This window comes from Rhodopirellula europaea 6C, assembly GCF_000338295.1.
In the GTDB taxonomy this organism is placed as follows: domain Bacteria; phylum Planctomycetota; class Planctomycetia; order Pirellulales; family Pirellulaceae; genus Rhodopirellula; species Rhodopirellula europaea.
Window position 1 is genome coordinate 1 of sequence record NZ_ANMO01000149.1, and the last position, 554, is coordinate 554.

A 554-nucleotide genomic window follows, 5' to 3' on the forward strand; every position below is an offset into this window, starting at 1 on the left:
AACGTTAGACATCACGGGGGACGGACGGAAAACGTTCCACTTCAAAAAACCGCGCAAGCCGTCCTCCCGTGCATGTCATGGTTCCCCCCGATTTCCTCCGATGCCTCGCACCACGTTGAGCGCTGTTTGGATCCACGGACGAGTCGGTTCGGGAGTGTCGAATATACCACCCTCGTATACAGCCAATCCAGAATGCAATCGGCTGAGAGTATCAAAAACATGTTCGATCGCTGATTCATCCGAGTAGCTGACGACTTGCATTGTCACCATGCAAGTCCCGCCGTTCAGTCTCGCGACCAGCCTATCACGGTCGCGTCGCTTTGACGCGAAGCCAATGAGAAGATCAATGTCGTCGTCAAAAATATCAGACTCACGTTCCGTGACATCAATTTGAAGTGCGCAATCGTGGTCACCGCGAACTAACGCCTCACCGTCAAAGCGGTAGGCATCGTCGATGGATCGAAGGGCTGTTTCCAACTCGGGAAGCGAGATGGTTGCCGCATCATCCAGCACGTAGCGGTGGTAGGTTGTCATTCAAGTATGTGGGGGAACGG

The 554-nt window shown here is 53.8% G+C and carries 1 protein-coding gene; it reads right to left on the bottom strand.

Annotated features, from left to right (window positions below; all coding sequences use genetic code 11):
• Positions 1 to 75: 75 nt before the first annotated feature.
• Positions 76 to 534, bottom strand: coding sequence for a hypothetical protein (locus tag RE6C_RS15805; protein WP_008658055.1), 459 nt, complete (start codon positions 532 to 534; stop codon positions 76 to 78).
• Between the last annotated feature and the right edge of the window lie 20 nt (positions 535 to 554).

What these genes read in the sequence shown, in the direction of transcription:
- RE6C_RS15805 (WP_008658055.1), bottom strand. Translation starts at nt 534, where the DNA reads ATGACAACCTACCACCGCTACGTGCTGGATGATGCGGCAACCATCTCG.